Origin of the sequence: Desulfomicrobium baculatum DSM 4028 (assembly GCF_000023225.1) — a bacterium.
GTDB classification, from domain to species: Bacteria; Desulfobacterota; Desulfovibrionia; order Desulfovibrionales; family Desulfomicrobiaceae; genus Desulfomicrobium; species Desulfomicrobium baculatum.
In genome coordinates, this window is the sequence record NC_013173.1 from 1172910 (window position 1) to 1199119 (window position 26210).

Sequence of the window (26210 nt, forward strand, 5' to 3'; positions counted from 1 at the left end):
GTCATCGGACTGACCAGGCAGTTTGTACCGGCGGCGTCCCGGGTCTTGAGAGCCTCAGTTCGCATGTGCGATGTTTACAAGGTCCGGTTCAGCGGCGGCATTGCGCCGTCCGCTGAACCGGTTGAAAGCTTGGGGTTTTCCGTCCTCAGCCGTGAATTCTTGTATGCATCGTTGCCAAGGATCAGGCCAGATCGAAACGGTCGAGGTTCATGACCTTGGTCCAGGCTGCGACGAAATCCTGCAGGAACTTCTCCGTTGAGTCCTGGCAGGCATAGACTTCGGCGATGGCCCGCAGCTGGGAGTTGGAGCCGAATAACAGATCGATGCGGGTGCCGGTCCATTTCAGCTCGTCCGTCGAGCGGTCATGGCCCTCGAACACGCCTTCAGCTCCTTCTTTCGGCTTCCACTCCGTGGCCATGTCCAGGAGGTTCACAAAGAAGTCGTTGGTCAGCGCTTCCGGCCGGTTGGTGAAGACGCCGTGCGGGGACTGCCCGAAGTTGGCGTTCAGGGCGCGCATGCCACCCACAAGCACCGTCATCTCGGGCGCGGTCAAGGTCAAGAGCTGTGCCCGGTCGAGCAGCAGTTCCTCCGCCGGGACGGAGAATCTGGCTTTGAGATAGTTGCGGAAGCCGTCCGCAACCGGTTCCAGGACGGCGAAGGCTTCCACGTCGGTCTGTTCCTGCGAGGAGTCCGTTCGCCCGGGGCTGAAGGGTACGGCCAGTTTGTGCCCGGATTTTTCGGCGGCCTGCTCAACGCCTACGCAGCCGCCCAGGACGATGAGGTCGGCCAGGGACACCTGCTTGCCGCCGGTCTGCGCCGTGTTGAAGTCCTCCCGGATTTTTGCCAGGGCCTGCAGGACGGTCTTGAGCTGCTCCGGCTGGTTCACCGCCCAGTCCTTCTGCGGCGCAAGCCGGATGCGCGCCCCGTTGGCCCCGCCGCGTTTGTCCGAGCCCCGGAACGTGGACGCGGACGCCCAGGCCGTGGTGACCAGTTGGGGGATGGTCAGTCCTGAAGCGAGGATCTTGGTCTTGAGCGTGGCGATGTCCCCCGCGTCGATCAGCTTGTGCTCGACCTCGGGCACCGGGTCCTGCCAGATGAGCTCCTCGGCCGGAACATCCGGGCCGAGATAGCGCGAGCGTGGGCCCATGTCCCTGTGCGTCAGCTTGAACCACGCCTTGGCAAAGGCCTGCTCGAATACCTCCTGGTTCTGCAGATAGCGCCGTGAGATGGGCTCATAGATCGGGTCGAAGCGTAGCGACAGGTCCGCCGTGCTCATCATGGGCCGGACTTTTTTCGACGGGTCGTGGGCGTCCACGACCATGTCCTCGGGCTCCACGTCCTTGGCCAGCCACTGATGCGCTCCGGCGGGGCTCTTGAGCAGCTCCCACTCGTATTTGAACAGCACCTTCAGGTAGCCCATGTCCCATTTCGTTGGGTTGGGCTTCCATGCGCCCTCGATGCCGCTGCTGATGGTGTCGCCACCCTTGCCGCTGCCGAAGCTGCTCTTCCAGCCCAGGCCCTGCTGTTCGATGGGCGCGGCCTCGGGCTCAGGGCCGACGTGCGTGGCCGGGCCCGCGCCATGGCATTTACCGAAGGTGTGTCCACCGGCCACCAGGGCCACGGTCTCCTCGTCGTTCATGGCCATGCGCGCGAAGGTTTCCCGCACATCACGGCCCGAGGCGACGGGGTCCGGATTGCCGTCCGGGCCTTCGGGGTTGACGTAGATGAGGCCCATCTGCACGGCGGCCAGCGGGTTCTCCAGATCCCTTTCGCCGGAGTAGCGGCTGTCGGGTTTGTCGCTCGTTGCCAGCCATTCCTGTTCCGCGCCCCAGTAGATGTCCTGTTCGGGTTCCCAGACGTCCACGCGGCCGCCGCCGAAGCCGAAGGGCTTGAGTCCCATGGACTCGATGGCGCAGTTGCCGGCGAGGATCATGAGGTCGGCCCAGGAGATCTTGCGGCCGTATTTCTGCTTGATGGGCCACAGCAGCCTGCGCGCCTTGTCGAGGTTGACGTTGTCCGGCCAGCTGTTCAGCGGCGCCAGGCGCTGGGAGCCGGACCCGGCCCCGCCTCGACCGTCGCCGGTGCGGTAGGTGCCGGCGCTGTGCCAGGCCATGCGGATGAAAAACGGCCCGTAGTGGCCCCAGTCGGCAGGCCACCAGTCCTGGGAATCGGTCATGAGGGCAACGAGATCCTTTTTCACGGCGTCAAGGTCGAGCGTCTTGAACTCTTCAGCGTAATTGAATTTTTCACCCATCGGGTTGGACAGGTTTGATTGCTGGTGCAGGATATTAAGGTTCAACTGGTTCGGCCACCAGTCACGGTTCGTCTTGCCGCCGCCCGCGCTGGGGTTGGTTCTTCCCGTGACAGGACACTTGCTGCCATCGCTCATTGTCGCACTCCTCTAGGGGTTCGGGTTTATACTTTGCACAGCTTCATCGAAAACAGGTGTCCGAAGCGGTTGTCACGCATGGCGATTCGTAACCGCTGGAAAATCAATGATTCAAATTCCTATTATCAAATTCTGAAAAAAAAGTCTTCACCTGAGTCGCGACCATATCATCGCGACACACACTTTGGGGAATTATTGTGGAGGAACGACCTGGAATGGATCCCTGAAATCGAGGGGTGGGCGCCGGGTCGAATGAAGATTCAAAAAGGGTGAGGAAAGTGCCTGGGTATGGTGAATTTAGGAAATCAATACCGAGGGTGGCGCTTAAGCGTTTTGTAACCTCGAAAAAAACGGCCTGTGCTTCAGCGCAGCGGCCGTTTGGGAGTGACAGAAAATTCGGCACTGAGAGGCGGAAACTCTCCTATCCTTCGTTTTTGTGCTTGTTCACATCCTCAATGCCGCTTGCGGCGCAGGAACAGTTTTTTCGATTCCGAAATCAGAATAATCACCAGGGCGCCAACGACGCAAGAACCCAGTTCCTCCAGTCGCAGCGGCGTGGTGCGAAACACGGTGTTGAAAAACGGGACATAAATAATGATCAACTGCAGGCTCAAGGTGACGCCAATGGCCATGAGCAGCACCGGATTGCCGAGCCAGGATCGCGAAAACAGCGATTGCGTTTTTTTGCGCACGCACAGCGCATAGGCCATCTGGCAGAACGTCAGCATGGTGAAGACCATGGTCTGCCAGGCCGTTGAGCCTTCTCCGCCGTCCCAGAACCAGTACCCTGTCCCCACCGAGATCAGGCCTACAATCAGGCCCATGACGAGAATCTGCCAGCCCAGCCCGCGCGCGAAAATGCCTTCCTGCGGATCGTAGGGCGGCCGGTTCATCACATCGCGCTCGGCTTCTTCGAACCCCAAGGCCACGGCCGGTACGCCATCGGTCACCAGATTGATCCATAAAATCTGAATCGGCAGCAAGGGCAGCGGCATGCCCATGAGCGGCCCGGCAATCATGACAACGATTTCACCTGCGTTGCCGGTGAGGATGTACCTGACGAATTTGCGGATATTGTCGTAAATGCGGCGGCCTTCTTTGACGGCGGCGACGATGGTGGCGAAATTGTCGTCCAGCAGGATCATATCGGAGGATTCCTTGCTGACGTCGGTCCCCGTAATTCCCATGGCCACGCCGATGTCGGCGGATTTCAGCGCCGGCGCGTCGTTGACGCCGTCGCCGGTCATGGAGACGATCTCGTGCTGTGCTTGCAGCGCGTCGATGATGATCATCTTATGCTTTGGAGAGACGCGCGCAAACACGGAAACATCCTTGATTCGGGCCGCGAGCGCATCGACGGTCATCGCGTCCAGATCCTTCCCGGTCAGGACCGTATCAAGAGTGGTCAGCCCCAAATTCTTGGCGATGGCGACAGCCGTCAGGGGATGGTCGCCGGTGATCATGATCGGACGAATCCCGGCCTGCTTGCACAGCCTGACGGACTCAATCGCCTCGGGACGCACCGGATCGAGCATGCAGACCATGCCCAGAAAAACCAGATCGTGCTCATAGCGGTCCGGTTGATCCAACTCGTCGACATCCAGCAGCCGATAGGCCAAACCAAGCACCCGGAGGCCGTTTTTTGCCATGGCGGTGTTTTCGGCTGAAATCTCCGCTTTTTTTCTTTCGTCAAGCGGGTGGACGACGCCGCTGACGAGAATCCGGCCGCACGCCTCGATCAATCCATCGGTGGCCCCCTTGACCAACACCAGATGATCGGCTTGCGCCTGATCTCCGGCGGCAAGAACAGGGTGCAACGTTGCCCTCTGGGAAGACGAAGGCAGGGCGTGGACGGTGGACATGCGCTTGCGCTCGGAATCAAAGGGCAGTTCGCGCACGCGCGGCAATATGGCCTGCAGATCGCGCTGGACCAGTCCCGCCTGGTGGGCCGCAAGCACCAGTGCGCCTTCGGTGGGATCGCCGAGAATGCCGTTTGGCGCACTTTCGTCGATGACTGCATCGTTGCACAGCGTCCCGGTCAGCAAGAGCAGACCGAGATCCGCATCCTCGCCGTGTCGGGCCGCCGCCTCACTCAGGGTATAACGGCGATCCGGCAGGACCACGTCCGATACGGTCATTTTATTCTGCGTCAGCGTGCCGGTTTTGTCGGAACATATCACGGTCACTCCGCCTAGGGTTTCCACGGCCGGGAGTTGCCGGATGAGCGCATTCTTTTTGAGCATCTGCTGCGCGCCCAGGGCCAGGGCGATGGTCACGACTGCCGGCAGGCCTTCGGGGACGGCGGCCACCGCCATGCTGATGGCAGTCATGAATATTTCCTTGACGCCCGCGCCCTGCAGATAGGTCATGCCGGCGACGATGACGATCAGCACCCCGGCGGCCATGGCCAAGGATCGGCCGAGCTTCGCCAACCGCTCCTGCAGCGGAGTTTGTTCGTCCTCCACGTCCTGGAGCATGGTGGCGATTTTACCCAATTCGGTCTGCATGCCGGTGGCGGTGGCCACGGCTTCGCCGCGCCCGTAGGTCACCACCGTGCCCCTGTAGATCATGTTTTTGCGGTCGGCCAAGGCAAGCTCGGCGTCCGGCAGTTCGCCGGTATCTTTGTCCACCGATTCGGATTCTCCGGTCAGAGCCGCTTCCTGGACTTTGAGATTTGCGGCGACGATCAGTCGGGCATCGGCCGGGACGATGTTTCCGGCTTCGATGAGCAGGATGTCTCCGGGCACCAGGTCCTTGGCCGAAATCTGCTGCTCTGCGCCGTCGCGCCGCACCCGCACGTTGGGCACCGTCATTTTCTTGAGGGCCGCCATGGCGTTTTCGGCCTTGAACTCCTGCCAAAACCCCAGCAGCGTATTGAGCACCACAATGACAAAAATCACGATGGCATCGATATATTCCTGCAGTGCCGCCGAAATGACCACGGCTGCCAACAGAATCAGGATCATGACCTCCTTCACCTGTGCCAACAGAATCCGCCAGGGCTTTTTCCTTCCCTTCTCGATTAATTCGTTGGGGCCGTATTGGTCATAGCGGCGGCCCGCTTCTTCTGAAGCAAGGCCCATCTCGGACGATTGCAGTTTCTGTACGACCGCAGCTTGGCCAAGCTGGTGCCAGTTTGTTGTTATATCTTTATTTTCATTCATGAATTTTTCCTTTTCGGATTCGCATTCAGCCAGCCACGGGCCACCGCTTCTAGCTTTTTCGACTCCCATCCAAAGTAATCTTTGTTCTTTTCATCTTTCTGGCGCATCGGTTTATGCCGAAATACGATGTCCGGATACAGCTTCTGATGTTCCAGATTATAATGCCACGCGAACGTATCGATGGCCAGCACAGTTACGGGAAATTTGTAAGAGTCGGGACGAGGTCCGGTAAGATGAAGAGTTCGTCTTCCAACGCCTCAACCAGTTCTGCCTGAGACAGATTGCGAACATTGGACGTGGTGAACACCCGGTGCAGAAATCCGGCCACCAACGGTGCATGATGGGCGCACAGGAGTCGTCAGGCCGTGCGCTTCTGGTGGAGCAATTTTAATGTGGCGTAGTTCTGTGCCATATCGTCAGCTCAGGGTTAGTTGTCCCTTTGTTGCTCCATCCACGGGAGGCCCTTGGCGGTCAGGCGGTATTTCTGCAGGCGGCTGTTGGGTTTGTGGGGATGGTCATTTCGATCAGGCCGTCGGTCAGGGCCGGTTTGAGGTAGCGTGCGCGAAAGGATTTGCGGTCCGAGAGGCTCATGGAGAATGCAGTGTCTCGCGGTCCATCTCGCCCTGGAGCGCCGCCAGCAGTTCGCCGACTTGGGGGCTGACTGAGGGCTGACTTGGGGGGTGGGTGGTATCCAGGCTCATGTCTCGTCACCTGCCTCCAACTGCTTCATCATCCGGTCGAAGTCGCTTTCAAACAGCCGGTCCTGCACGATGCGGTATTTTTCGAATTCGCTTTCGGCATGGGCCTTGGCAATTTTGGCAGTCACCTTACCGACATCCTGCAGGATTTCGCGGTCGGTGTAGCCCACGGCGATAATGGCGGGAAGCTTGTAGTGTTTGGTGTTGTAGCGTTTGCCGTCGGCGGCAGTTATTCGAAAATTTCGAATAACTGAATCTTCCTGCAACTCACTGTCGGAGAACACCTTTTTCAGGTGGTAGTTGATGGTGTGGGTTTCCACATCATAAAGCGTTCCCATCATTTTCTGGGTCAGCCAGATGCTTTCGTCGGCGTAAACCGCCTCGACGCCATCCGTGCCGGTGGCCGCGACAAAGGTCAGGTATTCCGCTGCCGAAGAGCGGAGGAGGGAAAGCCCATTCTTCCTGGAATTTTTTGGATTTTTGCTCATTCGTGCCCCTTTGATCTGTCCACGCGAAGGCAGCATGTCATATTCCCTTTTGAGCCAACAGCACATTCTTGGACCAGCCGAACTTGCGGGTCATGCGAATGTAGAACTCCCGCTCCAAATGATCCTTGCAGCGCTGAAGGATGACCAGATTGTGGCTCCAGCCGATTTGTGCAACCAGTGGTTGCACTCGTTCGTCATCGCGGTAGAGCAGGTAAAATTCCCGCATGTAAAAAACGTTGCGCCGGGAAAACCCGCTGATGCCGGGGAACTCGGATCGCAGATCCTGGGATAGCTGGTCTGCTATGGACGCGCCGTGTTCGGCGTCCGCCTGCCGCTCCACGATCAGTCGGCTGATATCCCCGTACAGACCGACCAACTCCTTGTTGACCGCCTTGAGGGCTTCGTATTGAGCGGAGCGGATGCGCTCTTTGATCTCGGAAAGCAGATGCGGGTAATCGCCCGGTTTTGCCATATCCTGCTTGCGGCGGGTGTCAGTCGGTTTCATCCATGTTCCCCTTGGCATCGATTGCCTCACCCAACATCTGTATCAGCCCAAATACCCCTTTTCACCTTTTCGGATCAGGCCGTGCACAGCAAGGCTCTGGGCGACGCGTTCAATTTTTGCGGCGGATGCGCCTTTGATCCCAGCCGCGATTTCATTCGTGGTGGCCTCGCGGCCAAATGAATTCCGCGATATCCACCATGGTTTTTCCTGGTATTCAAGACGTTACTTCATGCCCGAGTTTCGCGAGTGGAATGACCGGAACATGGAGTGCACCATGTACCCTGGGCTGAGCCGCGGTATTGCTTCACACTGCTCATGGAGCGCTGGCTATAGATGTGCTCACACAGATGTCGCAGATGGGTCTAGCCAGATGCGCGCATCGCAAGTGCTGGAACTGGGGCTCGTGATCGTCACAAGACGGTGCGGCAGAAATTGTGGGAAAGGTGCAGCAGGTAGCCAAGTCCGAATAAATGACGGAATATAAGCGGTTGTCCATGCCAGGCCTTGCCGTCGGGCGAGTTTTCTGGGATAAATCCATAGGTTAGGTATGTAGTTTTCTGATTTTCCTGAGTCATATACGTACGTAGTTTCGGATTCCCAAACGACATAAGGGCTGCCAATGGACGATATCTTCAATCTGCAAAAACTGACATCCGCAATATCGGCCTCCATGGTCATGGCTTCATCGGAGAGCCTTGACGGCGTGATCAATCGTGCTCTTGATAGTATGCTCTCTTTCCTTGAGATCGCCCGCATTGGGTTGCTTGCGGTCGATGAAAGCAGCCCGGTGATTAATGTCGATTATGCGAGTTATGCCAAAGACGCTCCCCATGTTTCGAAACAGATCAACCTGGCGGCCTTGTTTCCATGGACCTACGATCTGGTCATCGGCAGAGGGCAAACCATGGTCATGGCCAGCCTGGACGACCTGCCGTCCGAAGCCGAGGAAGATCGGCGGTCGCACACGATGCTTGGCAACAAATCCGCCTTGATTATCCCTCTTTTCATCGGTTCCAGGGTGCATCACCTGCTGACTCTGGACGCCCGCAAGACAGAGCGCGACTGGCCCGAGGAGGTCGTCGTCCAGGGCCGGCTGCTGGGCGAAATTTTTGTCAGCGCCCTGCAACGCCGTGAGGCGGAATCCAGCCTGCGACGCACCAAAGAACGGCTCGATATTGCGGCGCTTTCGGCGGAGATCGGGTTGTGGGAACTCAATCTGGATACCGGCAGCTTGTGGGCCACACCCAAGGCCAAGGAGCATTTCGGGTTTGATCCGGACACGGAATTGACTTTGTCACGGTTGCTGGACGTGATCCATCCTGAAGACCATGGGCTGATCAGCGCCAAGGTGGAGGAGTCGCGCCATACCCGCGAGGAACTCATGGTGGAGTACCGTGTTCGGGCCGGGGACGGATCTTTGCGCTGGATGATCTCACGCGGTCGGAGCCTCTGGGAGAATGGGCATGCCGGCCTCCTGCTCGGGGTTACCGTAGATGTCACGGCGCGCAAGGAGATGGAACTGCAGCTTCAGACGCACATACGGGAGATCGAGAGCCTCAAAGTGAAGCTGGAAAGGGAGAACCAGTATTTGCGCCTGGAGGTGGCGGCGGCCGAGGGACAGGGGGAGATTCTGGGCTCCAGCGAAGCCATGCGAGCCATCATGTCGCAGGTCAGGATGGTTGCGCAGACCGGGAGTACGGTGCTTCTGCAGGGGGAAACCGGAACGGGGAAAAATCTGGTCGCAAGCACCATCCATCGTTTGAGCGGTCGCGGTAAAAAGGCCATGATCAGGGTCAACTGTGCCGCGCTGCCTGGTCCTCTGGTCGAGAGCGAACTGTTCGGTCGCGAGAAGGGCGCCTACACCGGGGCACTGAGCCGCCAGGCCGGGCGTTTCGAGCTGGCGGACGGCTCCACCCTTTTTCTCGACGAAATTGCCGAAATGTCTCTCGAAACCCAGGCCAAGCTGCTGCGCGTGATTCAGGACGGCGAGTTCGAACGCCTGGGCAGTTCCAAGACCATCAAGGTCAATGTGCGGATCATTGCGGCCAGCAACAGGGATCTGGCCAAGGAAGTCGAAGCGGGGCGCTTTCGTGGCGATCTCTTCTACCGGCTGAATATTTTCCCCATCCGAGTTCCCCCGCTGCGGGAACGTCCCGAGGATATTCCGCAACTGGTCATGGAGTTCATCAGGGAATTCGGCGATCGCATGGGCAAGCGGATTCTGCGCGTCGCCCACAAGGATATGCAGCTGCTGACAAACTACTCCTGGCCCGGCAACATCCGCGAGCTGCGCAACGTGATCGAGCATTCCCTCATCATCACCCCCTGCGACACCTTGGTATTGCAGCGTTTAACTGCCAGTCCGGAATTTCATGATGCGGACGCATCCCTTGAGGAGGTCGAACGCAGACACATCCAGGCCGTTCTCAAGGCGACAGGCGGCAGGATCAAGGGCTTTGGCGGGGCGGCGGAGCGTCTGAGGATCAACCCCTCAACGCTCTACTCCCGCATGCGCAAGCTCGGCATCGGCTTTAAACAACCTTGATCCGGGGCGATATTTCGCACCGAATACGAGATATCACCTTCGCCCAGGGCGCATCCACCCTCGCCAACCGTTTCATTACATTCACATTGTCTTAATTATCATAAAGTTAAGATACAAACGAGCGCACCTGTCCCTTTGGTGCGCTTTTTGTATTTTATCCCTCCATGATAATCTCTCTCATAAAAATATATCCGGCCACGGGGCATGCCGCGGATATTATCGATGTGTTTCAGTCTGTGAAGGTGCTGCTTGCATCCGTGCCCGACTGTCTGCACGCGACTGTTTCCATCGAGGGCGATGAGAACGGCGCCATTTTCTATCTGGAGAAATGGCGGTCACGCGAAGCACTCGACGACCATCTTCGCTCCAGTACCTATATGATGGTGCTGGAGGCTTTGGAATTTTCCTGCAAGAATCCAGAGGTGTCATTCTTCGACGGGGTGGAGGTTGGAGGTCTTGATGTTGTGGAAATTGCGCGATCCGTTACTGCTTCGTTTTCTTGAAATTTAATGTAGATTATTTCAATTTTAATTGTGCAAAACGTTGCAAATTTAACTTTTGGAGGATGATATGAATTTTATTTCCCGTTGTGCTGTGAGTTTTGCGATCATGTCGCTTTTTTTCGTCACCCTTGCGGCGCAACCGTCCAGTGCCAAGAGCGCGGCTGAAATCAACCAGGAAGTCGATGTGGCGTTGAACCATCTTTACGCGACCTCGCCCGCCGCGGTTGAATTGTCCAAGGTCGCCAAAGCCGTCCTGGTCTTTCCGGGTATCGTCAAGGGCGGATTCATCGTGGGTGGTCAGTACGGTGAAGGCGCTCTGGTCCAGGGCGGCAAGAAAGTCGGGTACTACAACACCGTCGCCGCTTCCTACGGCTTGCAGGCAGGGTTGCAGAAGTTCGGGTATGCCCTGTTTTTCACCGACGAGGCTTCGCTCAAATATCTTGAGAACAGCGACGGCTGGGAACTGGGTGTCGGGCCGACCATCGTCATCGTCGACGAGGGGCTCGCGCGCAATCTGTCCACCTCCACGGCCAAGGACGGGATCTACGCCTTTTTCTTCGATCAGAAGGGGCTCATGGCCGGGCTCGGCATCCAGGGCACCAAGGTCACCAGAATCAATCCGTGATCGGGTGTTTCCGGATTTCCTGCGAATTGAAAAAAATGTTGCTCGGGGGATTGGTCGTTCCGCGAAAAGAGAGGGTAAGGGCATGAAGGCTTGGCGACGATTTCTATTGGCGGTGATGCTGTGCGCGGCTTTGAGCGTGACGGCGGCTGCGGCTTCCGATGATCAGGGCTGGCCGAGGGTTTTTCAAAAGGACGGCAAGGAATTGACCGTCTATCAGCCCCAGGTGGACTTCTGGCAGGATTACAAAGTCCTGCATGCCCGTTTCGCCATTGCCGTGAAGACCGGGGCCAAGAAAGAGGAAAAGTACGGCGTGGTGGAAACCGAGGCCCAGACCGTGGTCGATCAGGATGCCCGCACTGTGGCGCTGATTCCGAAGAGCCGGGAACTGCGCTTTCCCAACACTTCGGACTCCGAAGCCGCGGCCCTTAAGGCCGTGGCCGACGAACTCTACCCTCCCGGACAGGCTCTGGTCGTGTCCCTGGACCGCATCCTGGCCTATCTTGATCCCGAGAAACAGCCGCAGCAGCCGCCGGTGGAACTCAATTACGATCCGCCCCGCATATTTTTCAGCGATGAACCGGCCATTCTGGTGATGTTCATGGGCGAGCCGCAGCTCAAGCCCGTAGCCAAGGACATGCCGGCCCTCATGTTCGCCGTGAACACGAACTGGGACGTGTTCTACGACACCACAAGCCAGCGTTATTTCCTGCTCGACGGGGATGCCTGGCTGACCACAGGCGATCTTGCGCAGGGGGCATGGACGGCGACCTCGGAATTGCCCGAGGGTCTGACCAAGCTGCCTGCGGACGAGAACTGGGCGGACGTGCGCGCGCAGGTTCCCGGCAAGACGTATCAGAACCCGCCTCGGGTCTTCGTCAGCACGGAGCCGGCCGAACTTGTCCTCACCCAGGGCGAGCCAGCTTTTAGCCCGATCCCCGGCACGAAGCTCATGCGCGTGGCGAATACGGATTCGGACCTTTTCCTCAGCACCCCAGGCAATGTCTATTACCTGCTCGTGGCTGGCCGCTGGTTCCGGGCCACCAGCCTTGACGCGGCCTGGACGCCCGCCAGCGCCGACCTGCCCGCCGATTTTGCCCTCATTCCGGACAGCGATCCCGCTGCCCATGTCAAATCCTCGGTTCCGGGCACCGTCGAGGCGCAGGACGCCATCCTGCTGGCCTCCATCCCCAGGGCCACGGAAGTTGCTGTGGACCAGGCTCCGCAGTCAGCGGCCGTCTATGACGGAGAGCCCAAATTTGCCACGATTCCGAGTACCACGGTGCAGTACGCAGTCAATTCCCCGCAGCAGGTCTTTCTTGTAGATGGCGGATATTATTGGTGCTCCCAAGGAACGTGGCTGACCAGTTCCAGCCCGAGCGGACCGTGGACTTTCTGCACCACGGTTCCGGCGGCCATCTATTCCATCCCTCCGTCCCATCCTTCGCACAACGTGACCTACGTCACCGTGCAGAGTTCGACCCCCAGCACAGTCGTCTATACCCAGACCGCAGGATACAGCGGCGAATACGTGGCCGCCACCGGCGTGCTCATGTTCGGTGCAGGGATACTGGTTGGCGCGCTCATCGCCGACAATTGGAACGACGATCATCATTATTACTATCCCCCGTATCCCGTTCCGTATTCCTACGGGTGCGGGGCGCGGTACAGCTATGCCTACGGCGGTTACTACCGCGGCGCCGCAGCCTATGGGCCCTACGGCGGAGCCGGGGCAGCGGCCAGATACAATCCTGCCACGGGAACCTACTCACGGGGGGCCTATGCCTACGGACCCGGCGGCAGCGTCTCGGCAAGGCAAGCCTACAACCCCTATACCGGCGCCAGGGGCGGCGCGCTCCGCGTCGACACGGACTACGGCTCCGCAGGTCGCGGGGCTGCGTACAACCCGAGCACCGGCACTGCCGTGCGCGGCGGATATCGCAGCAACGACCAGGGCACGGTGGGCGGCATCAAGACCAACAGGGGCACCGGGGCCGTGGGCTGGGATACCGAGAACAGCCAGGGCGCGGTGGTCAAGGGCAGGGGAGACAACGTCTACGCCGGCAAGGACGGCACGGTGTACAAGAGAGACGACTCCGGCGAGTGGAGCAGCAACAGTGGTTCGGGCTGGGACTCCGTGGATAAGCCGGAGCGCGCGTCCATGAGTTCGCAGTCCGCCGGAGAGTCTGCCGGGGCAAAGAACAGGCCGGCGGTCTCCACGACCCAGACAAGCCAGACCAAGGCCGCCAGCGGACAGGCAACGAAGGCCCGCCCCGCGCAGACAGCGCAGACAACCCAAGCCCGCCCCACGCAGACTGCATCCAAGCCCCAGCCTTCCGCGACCACCAGGGTCGCGCCACGCGAGTCGACCCGAAGTCTGGAATCGCAGGCGTCGGCGCGGCAGCGCGGGAACCAGCTGACGCATCAGGTCGGAACGCAGCGGCAGGCCGGGGGCGCAGGCCGTGTTCAGCGCAGGTAGAACTTTGAGGTGCAGGTCTTAGGTTTTGTGTCCACTGCTTGAAAAATCAACCAATAAAGGAGCTTATATGAACAAGATTATCGTTGTCGCCCTGCTGTTGTCGCTGTGTGCCTGTGCCGGGACCGGCAAAAACACGTCGACCGATTTCAATCCCGCCGACCATTTTCTGGGCAACGACTATAAGCTGTTGCAGGCCAAACCCGAGCTGAATGGCGGCCTTGGATGGCGCAGTCCCCAGTTTGTCGCCGAAAATTATACGGCCCTCTACATCGAGCCTGTGACCCTGTGGCACGGCGAGGACATGGCCAAGGAATCCGGACTGGCCATGGAAGATCTGGAGCTGCTGGCCACGTATTTTCATGACGTGCTGAGCAAGGTTCCCGATGGCCACAAGCTCGCCCTGGCCGCCCAGCCGGGACCCGGCGTCATCACCGTGCAGGCGGCGGTGACCGAGGTCGAGGCCAGCAGCCCGGTTTCCAACGCGCTGACCTCGGTCGTTCCGTTCGGCGTCCTGTTCTCCGCCGGAAAACAGGCAGCCACCGGCCAGGCCGTTGGTGTCGGCAAGTGCGCAGTGGAAGTGAAGTTTGTCGATTCCGTGACCGGCGAGAAGCTTGCCCTCTTCGCCGAGACCAAGGTCGGAAAGAAGTACAGCACCTCCGGGTTCACCAAGACCGGTCAGACCGAGGAGGCCATGGAAGAATGGGCCGCCCTGATGAAGGAACGCATCAGCGTTCTGTGGGGGAAGTAAGCCGATCGTGCAACCTCTGTCCGGGTTCGCCCGGACAGAGGAATAAGACGTTCCGAGCCAACAGATCCCAACTGAAGAGGACATCATGAAAAAGGTTACTGCAATTCTTGCGGCCACGATGGCCTGCCTCGCCCAGACTGCTTTCGCCGGAAGGATCTATCTGTACGAAACAGGCCTCCTCGACGTGGAGCGTGGCTCTTTGGCCGGTAGGCTGCAGGGGAACTACGGACCCAGCGCCATTCATCTCATCAACCTGGCCATCGCGTACAGGCTCTGACGCAGGAGTTTTCATGCATTCTGCAGTACGATCTCTGTTCTTGACGGCTTTTGTGGCTGTGGTGCTTGCAGCGTTCGTTCCGGCGCAAGGCTTGTGTGAAGACGCCGATCAGGCTGCGGAGCTGGCCAAAAAACTGGCCAACCCTATCGCCAGCCTGATCAGCGTGCCTTTGCAGTTCAATTATGACGAAAATTACGGGCTGAGTGACGACGGAGAAAAATTCTTCATCAACGTTCAGCCGGTCATTCCCATCAGCCTGAGCGATGACTGGAACCTCATCTCGCGCACCATCCTGCCGCTGGTTCACCTGAACGACATCCCCCCCGGAAATGACGAGTCCGGACTGGGCGACATCACCCAGAGTCTCTTCTTTTCGCCTGCGCAGCCGACCAGCCGTGGCATCATCTGGGGCGCGGGCCCCGTGCTTTTGCTGCCCACGGCCACGGATGAGCTGCTCGGGTCCGAGAAATGGGGCGCAGGGCCCACTGCCGTGCTCCTGAAACAGAGCGGGCCGTGGACGGTGGGGTTTCTGGGCAACCATATCTGGTCCTTTGCGGGAGAGGACGATCGCGCAGACATCAGCGTATCGTTCCTGCAGCCGTTTGTGGCCTACATCACGAAAACGCACACGACTTTCTCCCTGAACACGGAATCGACCTACGACTGGGAGGCCGAGCAGTGGTCGGTGCCGATCAACTTCCAGGTCAGCCAGTTGCTCAAGATCGGCGGCCAGCCGATCTCCATTGGCGCGGGTGTGCGCTACTGGGCCGAATCGCCCGATGCCGGGCCGGAAGATTGGGGGGCGCGCCTGTCCTTGACGTTTCTGTTTCCGAAATAGACCGGAGAGCATTCAGGACAGACGGGGAGCGGCCGGATTTTCATGCCATCCATGAAGGAGATTTGAGTGATGAAACGATACCTGATTACTATCGCAGCAGCTGTGATGGTCCTTTTTGTGGTCATTCCAAGTTTTGCCTCAGAACTGGTGACGGTGGACAATTTCGTCCGGGCGGAGACCGACATGACCCTCGACCGCTATGTGAAGCTGGGTGCTTTCGGGAAGTTCATACACATTCGCCAGCCCACGCCCATCGACAAGCAGGACATCGTCCGCATGAATCGCGACACGCTTTATTCGGTCGGAGTTTTTGACCTCACCGCGCCGGTGTCCATTATAAAGCCGAATTCAGCAGGACGCTTCCAGTCGATGATGGTCATCAACCAGGACCACTCGATGCTGCCGATCGAACATGGCGCATCGACGTTCGCATTCACACAGGATCAGATCGGGACGCGCTACGTGATTGTCCTCTTCCGCACATTCGTTGACGCGAATGATCCGTCGGACATCAAAGCAGCCAACGCCCTGCAGGACAAGATCGCAGTGCGGCAGGAGAACCCAGGAAGGTTCGAGATCCCGGAGTGGGACGAGGCGACACTGAAAAAGGTCCGCGACGCGATCAAGGTTCTTGCGGCGACCCGAACCGATGCCTCTGGCATGTTCGGTGACAAAGCAAAGCTCGACCCGGTCAGCCACCTGCTGGGCACGGCCTACGGCTGGGGCGGAAATCCCGAAGAAGCCGCCATGTACGACAACGTCGTACCGGACAAGAACGACGGCAAGACACCCTACGCTGTAACCGTGAAGGACGTGCCGGTGGACGGCTTCTGGTCCATCACTGTCTACAACAAGGACGGGTACATGGAGAAGAACGACCAGAACGTCTATTCCTACAACAATGTGACTGCTCAAAAAAACGCAGACGGGAGCATCACGATCAATTTCGGCGTCGGATCAGGCGCAATCAACAATCTCCCGATAACTCCAGGATGGAACTATATTGTGCGAATGTATCAGCCGAAGCAGGAGCTCATAAGCGGGTCGTGGAAATTTCCTAAGGCACAGCCTGTGGTGCAAGCCGTTGGGATGTTTTCATTGAGCAACTGGTGAAGTGAACATGCGCAAATCAATGCATAAGTCAGAGGTGTTATCTCCTGTGCCGCAGGCCCTGACTCCGGGCGTGCACCTCATGGCCAAGCCTGCCGGGCCGGACTGCAACCTGCGCTGCGACTACTGCTTCTATCTGGAGAAAGAGGTGTTTTTCCCCGGCGTCAAGCGGCCGCGCATGACGGACGAGGTGCTTGAAGCCTACGTGCGTCAGAGCGCCGCGGCCAACCTGGGCACGCCGGGGGGCCTGCTTTTCAGCTGGCAGGGTGGGGAACCGACGCTCATGGGGCTGGATTTTTTCCGCCGGGCCGTGGAGCTTGAGCAGAAATACTGCCAGGGCCAGGCCTTCGAGAACACCCTGCAGACCAATGGGACGCTGCTGACCGACGAGTGGTGCGAGTTTTTGGCTCAAAACAAATTTCTGGTGGGACTCAGCCTTGACGGCCCGGACTTCGTGCACGACCGCCACCGGCGTGATGCGGCGGGGCGGGGCACCTTCGAGCGGGTTCTGCGGTCGCTGAAGCTCCTGCAGAAGCATGGCGTGGACTACAACGTCATGGCCACGGTCGGCCGTGAGAGCGCCCGGCATCCACTTGAGATCTATTCCTTCTTCAAGGACCAGGGCGTGCGCCACGTCCAGTTTTCGCCCATCGTGGAACGAGAACCGGATGAGAGTGCGCGGGCGCTGGGGCTGAACCTGGCCACGCCGCCCTTGGCGCGGCACAAAAGCAGTTCCGCCGTCACGCCTTGGAGCGTCGAGCCGGAGAGCTTCGGAGACTTCCTGGTCGCCATTTTCGACACCTGGGTCCGCCACGACGTGGGCTCCATGTTCGTCATGAATTTCGAATGGGCCCTAGCCAGCGCCCTGGGCGAGGAGGGCGCGGTCTGCACCATGGCCCGCCATTGCGGCAACGCCTGCATCGTCGAGCACAACGGGGACGTCTATGCCTGTGACCATTTCGTGTACCCGGAATACAGGCTGGGAAACATTCTGACGGGCGACGTCGCCGCCATGGTTGCGTCGAAGAGGCAGCTTGAATGGGGGCGGCGCAAGGAATCGGCGCTGCCCAGGCAGTGCCTGGAATGCCCGGTCGGCCGGGTTTGCCGGGGCGGATGCCAGAAGCACAGGTTCGTCGAAACCGAGTCGAAAGAGGCGGGTCTCAATTATCTCTGCCCTGGATATTCAAAGTATTATAATCACATAGGTAAGTACATGGTCGGATTCCGCAAGCTCGCGGAGCTGGATTTTCCGCCCGAGCGGATCATGGGGGCCATCGACGCGCCGCTTTTGCTCCCGGCCTCGGAGAAGTCCGGCAACCAGCCGGTGTTGTTGTGGATTCGCTGACCTGAACATGAATTTTGCACTATAAACTAAAGGAGATTCATTATGGCTACACCACGAAGGGCGCTGACCGCCCTGGGCGGCCTGGGCATGGCCCTGGCCGCGTTCTTCATGCAGCAGCCCGTCGTCGCCCTGGCGCAGCAGGCGTCGGATGGCCTGGACCGTACGGTTCTGCCCATAACGGAGCCAAAGCGCGAGAGGTCCAAGGAAATCGATGCGAGCAAAGCCATTGCCCCGCCCAGGTTTGCCGTCACGCCTCCCAAGGGTGCACCCAACGTGGTCGTCGTGCTCATCGACGATCTCGGCTTTGCCGGGACCAGCGCCTTCGGCGGGCCCATCGACACGCCCACCTTCGACCGCATCGCCGGTGAAGGCGTGTATTACAACAACTTTCACACCACGGCGGTCTCCTCGCCTACGCGGTCGGCCCTCAAAAGCGGTCGCAACCACCACGTCAACAACATGGGCGGCATCACCGAGATGGGCACGGCTTTTCCCGGCAACACCGGGCAGATCCCCGGCGAAGTCGCCCCGGTTGCCGAGATGCTGCGTCTGAACGGATACAGCACCGCCGCCTTTGGCAAATGGCACGAAACCGCAGCCTGGGAGACCAGCGTGTCAGGGCCGTTCGATCGTTGGCCGACTCGCCAGGGCTTCGACAAGTTCTACGGGTTCCTGGGCGGCGAGACCAACCAGTGGGCACCGTTCATCTATGATGGCACCCATCAGGTGGAACTGCCTGATGATCCTGACTATCATTTTATGACTGACATGACCGACCAAACCGTGGCCTGGATCAAACATCAGAAGGCCCTGACCCCGGACAAGCCGTTTTTCGTCTATTTCGCCCCCGGAGCGGTTCATGCGCCGCATCATGTGCCCCAGGAATGGATTGCCAAGCAGAAGGGCAAGTTCGATCAGGGCTGGGATACGCTGCGCGAACAAATTCTGGCCCGGCAGATTGAGCGCGGCGTGGTGCCCAAGGGCACGAAGCTCGCCCCCAAGCCCGAGGCGATTCCGGACTGGAACTCTCTGTCCGATGATGAAAAGCGCCTCTTCAGCCGCCAGGCCGAAGTCTTTGCGGCTTTTCTGGACATGACCGACTATGAGGTAGGTAGGGTGATCAAGGCCCTGGAGGAGACGGGCCAACTTGACAACACGATGGTCATCTTCGTTTACGGCGACAACGGCACCAGCGCCGAGGGCGGGCGTAACGGCATGTTCAGCGAGATGACGTATTTCAACGGCGTGCAGGAAACCGTGCCGGATATGCTCAAATTCATCGACAAGTGGGGCGGCCCCGAGACCTATCCGCACATGGCGGCCGGTTGGGCCGTGGCCCTCGACACTCCGTACCAGTGGACCAAGCAGGTTGCCTCGGACCACGGGGGAACCAAGGTCGGCATGGCCATCCGCTGGCCCGCCGGTATGAAGGCCAAGGGTGAGCTTCGCAGACAGTTTCACCATGTCATCGACGTGGCTCCGACCATTTTGGAGGCCGCCAATCTGCCCGAACCAAAGACTGTCAACGGTGTCGAGCAGTATCCCATGGACGGCGTGAGCATGGTTTACAGCTTCGATGACGCCAAGGCCCAGGAACGGCACACGACCCAGTACTTCGAGATGTCCGGCAACCGCGCCATCTATCACGACGGTTGGTTTGCACGGACCATCTTCAAGGCGCCTTGGGAAGCCAAGCCCCGCCGTGACGTGGCGGACGATTCCGCATGGGAACTCTACGACACTCGCACCGACTTCAGCCTGATCAATGACCTCTCAAAGCAAAACCCGCAGAAGCTTAAAGAAATGCAGGCGTTGTTCCTGGTGGAAGCGGAGCGGAATTTTGCGCTGCCCATGGAAGGCCGCATCTTCGAGCGTCTCAATGCGGAACTGGTAGGGCGCCCCGACCTGATGGCCGGCCGGACGTCCATCACCCTGGCCGGTGGCATGACCGGCATGGGTGAAAACGTGTTCCTGAACATCAAGAACAAGTCCAAGACCGTCACCGCCGAGATCGAGGTGCCCGAAGACAAGGATGCCAACGGCATCATCATTGCCCAGGGTGGTCGTTTCGGCGGCTGGGCCATGTACGTCAAGGACGGTGTGCCAGCCTACGACTACAATTTCCTGGGCATGGAGCGTACGACCGTAACCGGGACCGAGAAGCTTAAGGGCGGAAAATACACGCTGCGCTTCGAGTTCGCCTACGATGGCGGAGGGTTTGGCAAGGGCGGGATGGGAACGCTTTATGTGAACGACAAGAAGGTCGGAGAGGGTCGCATCGAGCGCACGCAGCCAATGATATTCTCCGCGGATGAAACCGCCGATGTGGGCATCGACCTGGCGACGCCGGTGGTGGAATCCATCGGGGCGGAAGCGAGGTCCCGCTTCAACGGCCGGATTCAGAAGGTGACAGTGGAAGTCAAGGCCGCAAAGCCTGCAGAGAAGGCCGAAGCCGACGCCGCAGCTACCCTCCTGGCCCATAAGAAGGCCCTGGCGGATTAGACGAATCATGCAACGGGCAGGATCGGGGCTAACCCGGCCCTGCCCGTTGAACAGTTTCGGAGTTCTTCCCACGCAAGAACAACGCAGCCCGCATGGCCAGCAGACAGGAGCCATATGCCTTCTTCCAGAAATAGCGGTCTCATTTTACTGGAGCGCTCGCATCGGATTCCGCGCCATTTCCGCCCTGGCTTCCTGATGAAGTTCGGCAACGCCATACGACAGTGGCAATGGGGCGGGATTTTGCTCCTGTTCATTGCCGCCTTGAGTCTGACCGGCTGCGCCACGACCATGGGCGTTCGTCCTGGCGATCCCCGCGACATCTACGGCCAGATTTCGGTCAGCGCCATCAGCGCGGACGAGTGCAGCCATTTTTCCCTTGATGTTCTCAGTCGCTTCGATCTGGTGGATGCGTTCAGCAAAGACCCCGGTCCGGTGCTCACAGCGCTGCACAAAGAAGCCGTCAGGGACTACCGCACCGACACGGTCTTTGCCCTGGCGGAACTGAGCTATCTGGCCGGGATGCGTGCGCGCAGCAAGGGGCCGGGCGCGTCCAATCCGCTTTTCTTTGCCTCGGTCTTCTATGCCTACCAGTATCTTGTCGGCGGTGATGGGCACACGCCTCCCGACGCGCATGACCGCCGCTTCCGTCTGGTCTGCGACCTGTACAACAGCGCCCTGGCCGAAGCCTTGACCGATGCGGACGGCGTCATGCGCATCGCTTCCGGCAGGGTGGTCACGAATATCGGCCGCTTCGGCTTTGACCTCGATGGGTCGCATTTTCAACAGAATTTGGGAGAAATTGAGCGGTTCGTGTCCGCCGACCGCATCATCGTGCAGGGCTTCAGCCGCAGAAACCGGGATGCTGGCCTGGGTGCGCCGGTCATTGCCGTGCAGAAGAAACCCGAAGGGGCCCCGGCCTTCCGGTCCAGTCCGGCCACGGTCTTTCTGCGTTTCGCCTTCACACTGCAGGAGCTGGGCAAAGGTGACGGCCAGGCCACGTTGGAGCTTTATTCAGCTTTTGAAAATACGCAGGTCGAGCTTGGCGGCAAGCCCGTGCCCCTGGAGCGCGACACCACGGCCCAACTGGCCTACCAGATCGATCAGCCCTATGTTCAGTCTTTGGGTGTCCGTGAGTTTCTGTTCGGGACCAGCTTTATCAAGGCGGGCATTTTTCCCTTGCAACCCCACGACCCGGGCAAGATTCCCCTTGTTCTGGTTCACGGCACCTTCAGTAGCCCGGTCGCCTGGGGGGAAATGGTCAACACCTTGCACGCCGACCCCGTCATCGCCAAGAAATTCCAGATTTGGAACTTCTTCTACGACAGCGGCAAGCGCATCGGAATCTCCTCCCACGAGCTGCGGGACGCCCTAAGCCGTAAGATGCGCGATCTCGATCCCGAAGGCGTTAATCCTGCACTGCAGCGCATGGTCGTCATCGGCCACAGCCAGGGCGGCCTGCTGACCAAGATGACCGCCACGGATACCGGGGATGCCTTTGTGCGTTTGGCCACGGGAAAACCCCTGGCCGAGCTTGAACTGTCAGCGGAGGACCGCGCTGAGGTCGAGAGGGAGTCCGTGTTCACGCGCCTGCCCTTTGTCAGCAGGGTAGTATTCATTTCCACGCCGCACCGGGGGAGCTTTTTGTCTCAGAACTGGGTCCGTAGCCTGGTGCTCAAGGTGCTGACCCTGCCCAAGGATGTCCTGCAGTCCACCGCACGACTCATGGACACCGTGACACGACTGGGCGTGAATAAAGAGGCCGTCGGCGAGATGGTCGGCACCAGCAGTCTCGACGTCATGTCCCCCAGGAACCCGATCCTGCATACCCTGGCAGACATCCCCTTGGCTCCCGGAGTCAAGGGGCACTCCATCATCGCCATCGACGGCGACGAGACTCCTCCCGACGGCGACGACGGCGTGGTTAAATACACCAGTGCGCACGTGGATTACGTGGAATCGGAATTCCTGGTCCGCCACGGCCATTCCTGCCAGAGCCACCCGCTGGTCATTGAGGAGGTACGCCGGATTCTGCTCGAACATCTGCGGGAGGGCCGGAATCTGGATTGAATGTGCAATGAGATTTCGCGGAGGTGCGTTTCCTGTATGCCGGTCCCTAAAAATTTCCCGGACGTCGGGATCGTCGCACGGATGTGGATGGACATGGCGATACGCATTTTTGAGTGAATGCATGGCGGAACACGAACCATCTCAACAAAAGGGGAAAACATCATGAGAAAAAAGATTGTGCTGCTTATGCTAGCAGGACTCCTGGCGCTTCCTGTGCTGGCCGGCGCGGGGGTGACGGAGAAGCAGTTTGAACTCACGAACACCCAGGATCTGATCGACCTGTGCACCGCGACAGCAGACGATCCGCTCTACAACCATGCCGTGAACTTCTGCCACGGGTACCTTGTGGGCGCGTTCCAGTATTACGCGGCCGCAGCGGCGGGGCCCAACGGGGTCAAGCTGGTCTGCTACCCGGACAAGCATCCGACACGCAACCAGGTCATCGACATGTTTGTCCAGTGGGCCAAGGCGCATCCCGAATACATGCAGGAGAGGGCCGTTGAAACGGAGTTCCGGTTCCTGATGGAGACGTGGCCCTGCAATAAGTGACACTCATGCTCCTCGGCCTGAGACTCTTGTCGGGGGCGTTACTGGCGCTTGATTTCAAATGGAGCGCAAAGGAGAAACCCATGAAAAAAACTCTTCTCGTCATGACGTTGATCATCGCAATTTTTCTGTCGGGCTGCTCGGGCATGTCGGATACCCAGCAGCGCACCCTGAGCGGCGGCGCCATCGGTGCCAGCGCAGGAGCCATTGTCGGGGCTGTCGCCGGCAACACGGGCATGGGCCTGGCCATTGGCGCGGCTGCGGGTGCGGCGGGCGGATATCTGTACGACCAGCATGAAAAATCCAAGGAATCCGCCTACAAGGACGGCTACAACGCCGGGCAGAAGGCCAAGTAGGAGCATCGAGAGCCACGGCTGCGCCCTCTAAAGGATGACCTTCCGGTCACTTTTCGGGTGGAGCCGTGGTTCGGCGGAGTTTAGTCGGCCGATTTTCAGAATCTTGCAACCTCAACGTCAACAACAGACAGGAACCTTACCATGATCGACACGAATTCTTTTTGTTCGCATCGGAGCATCGCGCTGTGCGCGCTTCCCTTCGCTCTTTTGTGTTTTCTCTTTCTCGCGCCGGTGCAGGCGTCGGCCTCCAGCGCCACCGTATATGTCGAAGGCGTGCCGGGCGGCGTCATCGTGCACACTGAGGAAGTCACCGCCAAAGTCATGGAAATTGACCATGCGAAACGCACCGTCACCCTCCAGTCCCCCGATGGGGAAACCTTTGCCGCAAAAGTCGGCGAAGGGGCCGTCAATTTCGACCAGGTTGCCGTGGGTGATATGGTCAACGTGACCTTGACCGAGGAACTCGTCGTGTTTCTCGACGAGGAGGGGGCCGCTCCGGTTGATTCGTCATCAGCGGCTCTGGCCACTGCCCCTAAGGGCGCGCAGCCCGGCGGGCTCGTTGCCGCGACAAACCAGGTCACAGGCACGGTCACGGCCATCGATCATGAGCAGCGCACCGCCACATTGCAGTTTAAGGACGGCAGCACGAAAACACTGCCTGTGCGCGACGATATCGACCTGACCCTGCGCAAGGTCGGCGACCAGGTGGTGTTTCGTCTCACCGAGAAGCTCGCGATCTCCGTCGAGAAGCCCTGAGCGGGACGTCCTGCGCAGGCAGCCCTGGATTTCGTCCAGGAAGCAGTCGCTCAAAGTCAGCAAAGTACCCAGGTCGTGAGTCAAACCAGGCTCACGACCTTTTTCCCCGATGAGGAAGTTGGACATTGTAAACATGCAGCCATGAGTCCCATTCGGACCGAGGTGCGCCATGACCGCCGAACAGATCAGGCTTGATGAATCGCGTGAAAAAGGTGTTCTTTGGAAAAAATGGGGGCCGTAACTTTCGGAGCGGCAGTGAGGGACGGTCCGGGAGGACTACAGCGAAAACGGCGACGCCTGGAATTTTTTCACCCACGACCATGCCCGCTCCCGCGCCTACCGCTGGGGCGAGGACGGCATCGCCGGCATCTCCGACGACAGGCAGCGGCTGTGCTTCGCCCTGGCCCTGTGGAACGGGCGCGATGCCATCTTGAAGGAGCGCCTCTTCGGGTTGACCAACAGCGAGGGGGACGGAACGCGGTACATCACCGTGCTCAATTTCTCCGGCGAAAGGTCGCAGGCGCGTGTCCATCTGCCTTGGGAAGATCTGCGAGGAGGGATGTGGCGCTTGAATGACCTGCTTGCCAGCGAATCCTTCGACAGGAGCGGGGACGAGATGCTGGACGGGGGGTTGTTCGTGGACTTTGGGCCCTGGCGCTTCCACCTGCTTGAGGTGCTGCCCGGCTGACGCGGCCCCGCAGAATGCGGGGATGGGATTGTGCTGCGGACATTGTGCCGGTCGGACCCTTGCGGGGCCGACCGGCACAACTCGTTATGGTTCTTACTTTTTCTTGTAGACGCCCTTCAGCTCGGCTTCCATGCGTCGGTTTTCGGCGCGGCCTTCTTCAGTGTCGTTACTGGCGACGGGCTTGCTCTCGCCGTAGCCACGGGCTGAGAACAGGCTGCCGTCCAGACCGAAGTTTGTGACCAGATAGTCCCGCACGGCCTTGGCGCGGCGCTCGGACAGCTTCTGGTTGTACTCGTCTGCGCCCTTGGAGTCGGTGTGCCCGGCGATTTCCACAACCGTGAAGGACTGCTGCTGCTTCATGTACGCGGCAAAATCAGCCAGTTCCTGGTGGTACGCGGGCTTGATGTCGGATTTGTCGAAATCGAAGTTGACCTTGAGCCGGATGACTTCGGGGATCGGGCAGCCGTCAGCATCGACAGCCAGTCCCATGATGGTGTCAGGGCATTTGTCAACGCAGTTGTTCACGCCGTCGCCGTCGTCGTCCAGGGAACAGGGATCCACGCCGCCGGCAACGTCGTAGAAGACGTCCCTGACGAACTTCTGCATGGCCGCGTCATCGGCCAGCTGCGCCGCGGACACGCCGACGCCGCAGGGCTTCAGGGCGGTGATGGAATCCAGCAGGGGCTGGTTGCCATTCACGGAATCGGCGAAGCTTACGGTATGGAAGCACACGTTGTATTTTTCAGCCAGGGCTGCGGCCACTTTCAGGGAATCTTCCCCGGCATTTTCCCGACCGTCGGACACGATGATCACGGCGTTGCGGCCGGATGCGCCCTGCAGCGTCGGTTCCAGGGCTTGCAAGGCGACGCCCAGCGGGGTGGGGTCGCTGCCGATGAGGGTCGGCACCTTGGCGATGGACGCGCCGTAGGACGCGGGGGCGTAGAGTTCCAGAGCCTGAAGTTCACTGTACGGCGCGGCGGTGCTCAGCGCGCCCTTGTAACCCAGTTCCGGGATCATGGTGTTCATGCGCTCCAGGATGGATTTGGCCAGGACGATCTTTTTCGTCTTGGTGCCCACATAATTTTCGTCCATGGAGCCCGAGCGGTCCACGAGGATGATGAAGTTGTCGACTTTCTTGACGTAGTCTGCTGCGGCGAATGCAGATGACGCAGCAATGGTGAACAGGATGAAGGCTGAAAGTAGTATTTTTGTGAATTTCATGTATCGTCTCCGTTTAAAATTTTATCTTGACCAAAAAACGCGTGCTTTTTGTGATCCAATGTTGTGAAAGAGAATATTTTTTAACAAATTATTATTATTAAAATTTCCTCCTATTGTTTAAAATTTTTCTATTGATGATCTAATACATAACTATTATTGGTATTGCTTGTCAGAGAGGGCTCTCGAAAATTCGGGCCAGTGTTGACCGACGTGGCGCTTTGCAAGCGTCCCCTCCAGGCGCAGGCAGTGGAGTGGTTTCATAGTGCCAGATTGCGTATTCTATGAATCCGATGATTACAAATACTAGCAATATTCAAGCCAGTTGCGTCAGGCTTTTCAGGGTGACATCAAGCTGCCGTCTGT

The 26210-nt window shown here is 59.1% G+C and carries 22 protein-coding genes; 15 read left to right on the forward strand and 7 right to left on the reverse strand.

The genetic code is table 11. From position 1 onward, the window contains the following. Positions 1–181 precede the first annotated feature (181 nt). The 6 genes from katG to DBAC_RS05470 form a co-directional block, all read right to left on the reverse strand. Entirely contained in the window at positions 182–2389 is a 2208-nt protein-coding gene (gene katG / locus DBAC_RS05450; RefSeq protein ID WP_015773280.1) for a catalase/peroxidase HPI, read from the reverse strand. Positions 2390–2841: 452 nt separating this feature from the next. Further along, on the reverse strand, positions 2842–5553 hold the full coding sequence (locus tag DBAC_RS05455) for a cation-translocating P-type ATPase (RefSeq protein WP_015773281.1): 2712 nt from the start codon (positions 5551–5553) through the stop codon (positions 2842–2844). A gap of 193 nt (positions 5554–5746) precedes the next feature. Next, positions 5747–5905 (reverse strand): DUF3375 family protein, encoded by a 159-nt coding sequence (locus DBAC_RS20015; RefSeq protein ID WP_353740021.1) that lies wholly within the window; start codon positions 5903–5905, stop codon positions 5747–5749. A gap of 119 nt (positions 5906–6024) precedes the next feature. Next, positions 6025–6144: a Fic family protein gene (locus DBAC_RS20020; protein ID WP_353740020.1), complete on the reverse strand. Its 120-nt coding sequence runs from the start codon at positions 6142–6144 to the stop codon at positions 6025–6027. Between the two features lie 106 nt (positions 6145–6250). Further along, positions 6251–6739, reverse strand: coding sequence for a virulence RhuM family protein (locus DBAC_RS05465; protein ID WP_081434490.1), 489 nt, complete (start codon positions 6737–6739; stop codon positions 6251–6253). Positions 6740–6776: 37 nt separating this feature from the next. Beyond that, the gene (locus DBAC_RS05470) at positions 6777–7244 is read right to left on the reverse strand and encodes a DUF1016 N-terminal domain-containing protein (RefSeq protein WP_228644932.1); all 468 of its coding nucleotides are present in this window, start codon (positions 7242–7244) and stop codon (positions 6777–6779) included. 619 nt (positions 7245–7863) lie between these two features. On the opposite strand from DBAC_RS05470, the gene DBAC_RS17685 reads away from it, so the two are divergent. The 15 genes from DBAC_RS17685 to DBAC_RS19490 all read left to right on the forward strand — a co-directional run bounded on the left by DBAC_RS17685 (position 7864) and on the right by DBAC_RS19490 (position 24626). Further along, complete coding sequence (locus tag DBAC_RS17685; RefSeq protein ID WP_015773282.1) at positions 7864–9789, forward strand: sigma-54 interaction domain-containing protein; 1926 nt, start codon at positions 7864–7866, stop codon at positions 9787–9789. Positions 9790–9953: 164 nt separating this feature from the next. Then, positions 9954–10292: an antibiotic biosynthesis monooxygenase family protein gene (locus DBAC_RS05480; RefSeq protein WP_015773283.1), complete on the forward strand. Its 339-nt coding sequence runs from the start codon at positions 9954–9956 to the stop codon at positions 10290–10292. 67 nt (positions 10293–10359) lie between these two features. Then, the gene (locus DBAC_RS05485) at positions 10360–10917 is read left to right on the forward strand and encodes a lipid-binding SYLF domain-containing protein (protein WP_015773284.1); all 558 of its coding nucleotides are present in this window, start codon (positions 10360–10362) and stop codon (positions 10915–10917) included. Between the two features lie 82 nt (positions 10918–10999). Then, a complete protein-coding gene (locus DBAC_RS05490) occupies positions 11000–13393 on the forward strand; it encodes a RodZ family helix-turn-helix domain-containing protein (RefSeq protein ID WP_015773285.1) in 2394 nt (797 codons plus the stop codon). A 67-nt stretch (positions 13394–13460) separates the two neighbouring features. Beyond that, complete coding sequence (locus tag DBAC_RS05495) at positions 13461–14141, forward strand: DUF3313 domain-containing protein (RefSeq protein ID WP_015773286.1); 681 nt, start codon at positions 13461–13463, stop codon at positions 14139–14141. An 85-nt stretch (positions 14142–14226) separates the two neighbouring features. After that, positions 14227–14418: a hypothetical protein gene (locus tag DBAC_RS05500; protein WP_015773287.1), complete on the forward strand. Its 192-nt coding sequence runs from the start codon at positions 14227–14229 to the stop codon at positions 14416–14418. A gap of 13 nt (positions 14419–14431) precedes the next feature. Further along, a complete protein-coding gene (locus DBAC_RS05505) occupies positions 14432–15256 on the forward strand; it encodes a hypothetical protein (RefSeq protein ID WP_015773288.1) in 825 nt (274 codons plus the stop codon). A 69-nt stretch (positions 15257–15325) separates the two neighbouring features. Then, positions 15326–16369 carry a DUF1214 domain-containing protein gene (locus DBAC_RS05510; protein ID WP_015773289.1) on the forward strand — a complete coding sequence of 348 codons (1044 nt, stop codon included), beginning with the start codon at positions 15326–15328 and terminating at the stop codon, positions 16367–16369. A 19-nt stretch (positions 16370–16388) separates the two neighbouring features. Further along, positions 16389–17711, forward strand: coding sequence for an anaerobic sulfatase maturase (locus DBAC_RS05515; protein ID WP_143890800.1), 1323 nt, complete (start codon positions 16389–16391; stop codon positions 17709–17711). A gap of 42 nt (positions 17712–17753) precedes the next feature. Continuing rightward, a complete protein-coding gene (locus tag DBAC_RS05520; protein ID WP_015773291.1) occupies positions 17754–20213 on the forward strand; it encodes an arylsulfatase in 2460 nt (819 codons plus the stop codon). A 114-nt stretch (positions 20214–20327) separates the two neighbouring features. After that, positions 20328–22280 (forward strand): esterase/lipase family protein, encoded by a 1953-nt coding sequence (locus tag DBAC_RS05525; RefSeq protein ID WP_015773292.1) that lies wholly within the window; start codon positions 20328–20330, stop codon positions 22278–22280. 162 nt (positions 22281–22442) lie between these two features. Further along, positions 22443–22829 carry a Rap1a/Tai family immunity protein gene (locus tag DBAC_RS05530; protein WP_015773293.1) on the forward strand — a complete coding sequence of 129 codons (387 nt, stop codon included), beginning with the start codon at positions 22443–22445 and terminating at the stop codon, positions 22827–22829. Positions 22830–22909: 80 nt separating this feature from the next. Further along, complete coding sequence (locus DBAC_RS05535; RefSeq protein WP_015773294.1) at positions 22910–23182, forward strand: YMGG-like glycine zipper-containing protein; 273 nt, start codon at positions 22910–22912, stop codon at positions 23180–23182. Positions 23183–23323: 141 nt separating this feature from the next. Beyond that, positions 23324–23938: a hypothetical protein gene (locus DBAC_RS05540; RefSeq protein ID WP_015773295.1), complete on the forward strand. Its 615-nt coding sequence runs from the start codon at positions 23324–23326 to the stop codon at positions 23936–23938. A gap of 430 nt (positions 23939–24368) precedes the next feature. Beyond that, positions 24369–24626 carry a hypothetical protein gene (locus DBAC_RS19490; protein WP_218915592.1) on the forward strand — a complete coding sequence of 86 codons (258 nt, stop codon included), beginning with the start codon at positions 24369–24371 and terminating at the stop codon, positions 24624–24626. A 93-nt stretch (positions 24627–24719) separates the two neighbouring features. Here the strand turns inward: DBAC_RS19490 and DBAC_RS05550 are convergent, their stop codons facing one another. Further along, the gene (locus tag DBAC_RS05550) at positions 24720–25847 is read right to left on the reverse strand and encodes an OmpA family protein (protein ID WP_015773296.1); all 1128 of its coding nucleotides are present in this window, start codon (positions 25845–25847) and stop codon (positions 24720–24722) included. Between the last annotated feature and the right edge of the window lie 363 nt (positions 25848–26210).